Origin of the sequence: Acinetobacter sp. GFQ9D191M, from assembly GCF_011174875.1 — a bacterium.
Lineage (GTDB): Bacteria > Pseudomonadota > Gammaproteobacteria > Pseudomonadales > Moraxellaceae > Acinetobacter.
Window position 1 is genome coordinate 1 of the sequence record NZ_JAALGV010000045.1, and the last position, 6,296, is coordinate 6,296.

The window sequence follows — 6,296 nt, forward strand, 5'->3', positions numbered from 1 at the left end:
CTTAACTGACTGGCATTACCTCATATGAGGACTTTTTTATTCAACTTGATAGGTATTAGATCGAGAATGAAGATCCACAACCACAGGTCGTGGTCGCATTCGGGTTTTGTACCACAAAACGTGAACCTTCCAGACCTTCAACATAGTCAACCACTGAACCGACCAGATATTGATAGCTCAGAGAATCGACCAGCATTTTGACATCGCCATTGACGAATTCTGCATCATCTTCATTTTGGCTTTCCGCAAAGTTAAAGCCATAAGAGAAACCTGAACAACCGCCACCGGTGACATACACACGGAGCATTAAGTCTTGGTTACCTTCACTGTCACGCAACTGGCGTACTTTATTTGCGGCATTGTCGGTGAGCACAAGCGCTTGAGCATTCATGGCGGATTCCTCTGTTGAATGGAATGTCTTTAAAAAGAAAAGACCATATTTCAAGTATAACACACTCAATATATGGTCAGTCTGTACAGATTAAAAGTCAAATCAGAGTAATTTTATCAGGATTGTTTATAGTTCTCATCCTGTAATGCACATTCGAAGTTTTTCGGATTTTGCTTGCAGCGGAATTGCCAGAGTAACTTCATCATGCGTTTATCATAAATACCCCGTTTGGTCAGATCAATCCGCGAATCACGCATCAGCTTTTGGTAACCTGGCTTATCTGCTTCAGGAATATCCATCCAGTATTTAGAGGGAATATCTGCCTTCATTTTACCCAAAATTCCAAAAGCACGTGGTAACTGGCTTTTCACCCATTCACGTGATTTTTGTCCATATCCTGCCGGGAATTTATCTGGACGAATAATAATATTACCGGTGACCTGCAATACCGGATAATTCACAATAGCACCCTTGCTACCCAAACCTTTATGCAGTTCTAGCGGTTTAAATACAGCAGCCGGCGCGCCAATAATATCGACCTGACCATTGTTAAATTTAGAGCCAAAGTTGGTCACATCGGCGCTGACTGCCTGTGCACCCACTTGTTGAACCATGATTTTTTGTGCTTCGTCATAGTCAAGTACAGCAATTTTTTTACCTGCTGCTTTTGCAACAGTATTAATACTCCGGTCATTGACCATCAGGAAGGCATCGCCTACCGGAATTACCCCTGCGACTTCATACTTGCCTTGAACCATGAGCTTGGCAAAGGTCGGACTCGCCAGGCCTTGCATAACTTTTACCGCCAGGTTCAGATCAGGAATTGCGCCGATCGCATCGAGTGAACCGGTAAAACGGTTAAACTGACGGCCACGCATACCGGTAACACTGATCCCGTCACATTTACCGGCTTTAAAATCTTCTGCGACGACAGCTTCATTGGTATTTACCCTAAGCTCGATATCAGCACCCCAGTTTTTTGCAGCCAACTGATAGTCTTTCATTACGGCATAGACGTCACCATTTTTGCCGACCAGATCGAATACACATACCACCTGTTTAGCCTGCGTCAGACCTGAAACTGCCGTGAGTGCTGCACCTACAGCCAGGGCTTTCCATCCTCTCTGCATCATTTTGCTTTCCTTGATTGCCTTGTTTTTGTTATCTGCTTTAAGTGCTACATGTTATTGTTTTTTATACTAAACATGAAAACATTATTTTTAATCAGCTTAACTGCTTTGCTGTGATCTGCAATGGCAGATCTGACTTTGTTTAATATAAAAAAAGCTTAGATAAATCTAAGCTTTTTTCCTTAAAAATCAAATTATTCGCCAGAAAGTGAACATTCAAAGTTGGCTTTATCGACAGAGCAACGCGCACGTTTCAGTACCGACATCATGCTGGCATCATAGATTCCACGCTTGGTCATATCCATACGCCCTTCACGTAATAACTTCTGGTACTTGGTTTTATCTCCTGCACTCAGATTCAGCTTATATTTCGCTGGAATACCAGCTTCCAGACGATTAATCATCGCCATGCTCTTAGGCAGGTTTTTAATGAACCAGTCACGAGACTTCTGGCCAAAACCGGCTGGGAATTTCTCCGGACGGATCACAAAGTCAGAGGTGACATGCAGTACCGGGAAGTTAAACATCGCACCGCTATTGCCCAGACCTTTATAGATTTCGAGTGGCTTGTACGCATACGCCGGTGCGCCCACCATATCGACTTGGCCATTATTAAACTTGGCCACGAAGTTGGATACATCAGACACTACGGCCTGAGCACCTACACGTTGAACCATGATTTTTTGCGCATCATCATAGCCAAGAACAGCGAACTTCTTCCCTGCGGCTTTTTCAATAGAGTTGATGTTTTTGTCACGCACAAAGATAAAAGCTGAACCCAGTGGCGCAATCCCGGCCACCTCATACTTTTTACCGCCCATGGTCGTAACCATTTTAGCCGCATTACGCTTATCTAAAGCGAAGCTAATCGCACGCTGTGCAATGGCATTACTTGGAGCACCACCTAAGGCATCGATTGAACCGGCAAACTTGTTATATTGACGGGCACGCATGGCGGTCATGAATACGCCATCACATTTGCCAGCCTTAAAGTCATTGTCAGCGACGGCTTCATCCTGACGAGCGATCAGATTAATATCTGCGCCCCAGCCTTTTGCTGCCAGTGCCCATTCCTGAGCCATCTGGAAAGACTCGCCAGATTTACCAAGTAGGTCAAACACACAGATATCGACCTTTTCTGCATGTGCCACACCTGCAAAACCAAATGCAGAAAATGCAGCCAATGATAAGAGTGTTTTTTTCATTTTAGTTATCCTTTGAAATCTTGTTGTTAGCTGAGTATCCGTACACGCGTCAAATATTAAGCAAATTTATTTCAAAAAAATAGAGCATTTACTCCAGATAAAAGCCGTTTTTTGGCCTATAAAGATAAATGAGCTTTATCCGATTTCCTTTATTCGATTTTTTTATAAATATATCAGTATCTTAATATTTTAACTTGGCTACTTTGAATTACATTTCCTTCGCTGTAGTTACAAAGATATACATGATTTTAAAACTATTCACCACTAATTGAGCACTCAAAATTGGTTCTTTCTACAGTACAGCGTGCCCGTTTTAATACTGTCATCATGCCAGCGTCATAGATGCCCTGTTTGGTTAAATCCATGCGTCCTTCACGCAGAATTTTCTGATAACTGACCTGTTCCTCACGACTCAGGTTCAGAATATATTTACGCGGGATTTCTGCTTCCATACGTTTCACCATCGCGAAGCTGCGTGGTAACTGCTTAACAAACCATTGTCGGGAATTGGCTGCAAACTGTTCCGGAAATTTATCCGGTCGAATAATCAGATCTGCTGTGACATTGACCACCGGAAAGTTAATCATGCCTCCTTTTTGGCCCAGTCCTTTGGTCACTTCGAGAGGTTTAAAGGCATAAGCGGGCGCTGCCACAATATCCACTTCACCCTGATTAAATTTACGGATGAAATTGGAAATTTCCGAATTTACCGGTACAGCTTCTACCCGGTTCACCATAATGGTTTGGGCATAGTCATAATGCAGCACAGCAAACTTCTTGCCTTTAATATGTTCTAGCTTGTTCATATTACGATCACGGACAAAGATATAAGCAGGACCAATCTGGCCAATACCGGCTACTTCAAATTTTTCCTTGCCAATCTGAGTGGTCATGCGCTTGGTATTACGCTTATCCAGCACATAACTCACCGCTTTCATGGCAATGTCATTATTAGGAACGCCGCCAATGGCATCAATGGAGCCTGCAAATTTGTTATAAGCTCGCGCGCGCATGGAGGTCATATAGAAGCCATCGCATTTTCCGGCTTTGGCATCCTGATCGACTTTGGCTTCATCCTGATAAGCAATCAATTGAACCGTAGCCCCCCACTGCTTGCTGGCTAATGCCCATTCTTCCAGCAGTTTGAAGGATTCACCCGATTTTCCCAGTAAATCAAATACACAGACATTGACTGGGGCAGCATGTGCACTCGAAGCCCATAGGCCCAGTGCAGATAAAATTAAAAATCCTTTTTTCATTTTTATTCTACTCAATATTATTATGAACCTTGATGGCTCTATCTTTCGGTTTTTAAACAAAATAGAGTATTTACTCAAAACATAGTTCATCATATATGAATCTATAAATTTTTAAAGCCTGAACAGGATAAACTGCAACGAAGATTTTTTGTTTTCTCCCGGCTTTCCATTAGAATAGCGGCATTCTCTTTTGCCCTTGTTAGTAAGTTCAATGATTCAGTTAGACCAAGTTTCGTTACGCCGTGGTGGGCGAGTGTTATTTCAAAAAGCCTCCATGCAGCTTCATCCCGGCTGGAAAATTGGTTTAACCGGCGTGAATGGCGCAGGAAAATCTACCCTGTTTGCGGCTCTTTTAGGTGAGCTCAGTGCAGATGAGGGTTCGCTAACCCGTCCATCCGTTTGGACCGTAGCGCATATGGCTCAGGAAATTAAAGCTCTAGATATGCCAGCCATTGATTTTGTTCTGTCAGGCGATGAAGAGTATTGGGATATACAGGCCAAACTGGCACATCCGGAACAACTATCCGATGCTGAACTGGCACAGTTACATGGCCGTTTCGACGAAATTCATGGCTATTCTGCTCCCTCTAAAGCAGCACAGTTAATGGCTGGTTTAGGCTTTATGGATCATCAGATTCGCTTAGATGTTTCCAGCTTTTCAGGCGGTTGGCGGATGCGTTTGAATTTGGCCCGTACCCTGATGAGCCGTTCAGACCTGCTATTACTCGATGAACCGACCAACCACTTGGATCTGGATGCGATTTTGTGGCTCGAAGACTGGTTAAAGGCGTATGAAGGCACTTTAGTGCTAATTTCGCATGACCGTGATTTTCTGGATGCCGTGACGGATCATATTCTGCATATCGAAAATCAGGAACTCACCCTCTATACCGGTAATTATTCAACTTTTGAAGTGACCCGTAGCGAGCGTCTGGCGCAACAGCAACAGGCCTTTGAGAAACAGCAGGAAGCCCGAGCACATTTACAAAAATTTATTGACCGTTTCAAAGCCAAAGCAACTAAAGCACGTCAGGCCCAAAGCCGGATCAAAATGCTGGAGCGTATGCAGGATCTCGCCCCTGCTCATGTAGATACGCCTTTTACCTTCAGTTTCCGTGAACCGACCAAAATGAGTTCACCACTTCTGGCCTTGGAACAGGCGGAAATTGGTTATGGCGATAAATCGATTGCCAGCAAAATTAACATGCAAATCACCCCAAATTCTCGCATTGGTTTACTGGGAATGAATGGTGCGGGTAAATCAACCCTAATCAAAACCTTAGTCGGAGATTTGCCTTTATTAAATGGTCAACGTAAAGCCTCAGAATTACTCAATATCGGTTATTTTGCTCAGCATCAGATGGATGCTTTGGATGCTAATGCCAGCCCAATGCTACAACTGGCACGTATCGCCGATCCAAAAATTAGTGAAGCTTCTTTACGCTCTTTCCTCGGCAGTTTCGGTTTTAGCGGTGAGCGCATGGATACCCCATGTGAGAGTTTCTCTGGGGGTGAACGTGCACGTTTGGCTTTGGCTTTAATTGTTTGGCAGCGTCCAAATGTACTGATTCTGGATGAACCGACAAACCATCTGGATCTGGATATGCGCCATGCCCTGACTATGGCTTTACAGGATTTTGAAGGTGCGGTGGTACTCGTTTCGCATGAACGTCAATTGATTGCGACAGTATGTGATGAATTGCTGTTAGTACATGCCGGACGTTGTACCGAATTTGAGGGTGATTTGCAGGACTATGCCAAATGGTTACGTGAAGCGCGTCAACAGCAGATCAATGCACAGAATGCCTTAGCCAAAGCACAGGTAGTAGAAACAGAAGCTAAACCTGTGGTGGTAGCCAAAGTAGATAAAGAAGCACAGCGTAAACTGGCTGCCCAGCGCCGTGAGCAGACTCGTCCGATTCGCAAGAATATTGAAAAATGCGAAGCGCAAATCGACAAGTTACAGCCTCGTCTGGCAGAAATTGAAGAATCGCTAGCAGATAGTGCTTTATATGAAGCTGCGCGTAAAGATGACTTGCTGAAACTCATGAACGAGCAGACTGAACTGAAACAGAAACTGGAAACTGCCGAAGAGCAAATGCTGGAACTGATGATGGAGCTAGAAAGTTTGGAGCAATCTTTTTAGGAAGGTTAAGTTTTAAACCTTGATTCAAATCTTAGAGATTAGCTGCAACTGGAGCTAATCTCTTTTTTTATACTTTTTATATATTAGATCTCTTGCGAAAGTCGTTATTGCAAGTTCATCCGGTTTACCAGTGCAGCGATTAAGTTAATGCGTAAACCGAATCTT

5 protein-coding genes are annotated in these 6,296 nt (G+C 43.7%); 1 reads left to right on the top strand and 4 read right to left on the bottom strand.

What is annotated here, in order from left to right:
- Positions 1-55: 55 nt before the first annotated feature.
- The 4 genes from erpA to G5T77_RS08110 all read right to left on the bottom strand — a co-directional run bounded on the left by erpA (position 56) and on the right by G5T77_RS08110 (position 3,985).
- Positions 56-391, bottom strand: a complete 336-nt coding sequence (gene erpA / locus G5T77_RS08095) for an iron-sulfur cluster insertion protein ErpA (RefSeq protein ID WP_004780362.1) — start codon at positions 389-391, stop codon at positions 56-58.
- A gap of 116 nt (positions 392-507) precedes the next feature.
- Positions 508-1,521, bottom strand: coding sequence for a putative solute-binding protein (locus tag G5T77_RS08100; protein ID WP_166139095.1), 1,014 nt, complete (start codon positions 1,519-1,521; stop codon positions 508-510).
- A gap of 194 nt (positions 1,522-1,715) precedes the next feature.
- Complete coding sequence (locus G5T77_RS08105) at positions 1,716-2,726, bottom strand: putative solute-binding protein (RefSeq protein ID WP_166139092.1); 1,011 nt, start codon at positions 2,724-2,726, stop codon at positions 1,716-1,718.
- 254 nt (positions 2,727-2,980) lie between these two features.
- Complete coding sequence (locus G5T77_RS08110; RefSeq protein ID WP_166139089.1) at positions 2,981-3,985, bottom strand: putative solute-binding protein; 1,005 nt, start codon at positions 3,983-3,985, stop codon at positions 2,981-2,983.
- 211 nt (positions 3,986-4,196) lie between these two features.
- Here G5T77_RS08110 and G5T77_RS08115 point away from each other — a divergent pair, with 211 nt between their 5' ends.
- On the top strand, positions 4,197-6,131 hold the full coding sequence (locus G5T77_RS08115; RefSeq protein WP_166139086.1) for an ATP-binding cassette domain-containing protein: 1,935 nt from the start codon (positions 4,197-4,199) through the stop codon (positions 6,129-6,131).
- Positions 6,132-6,296: the final 165 nt, after the last annotated feature.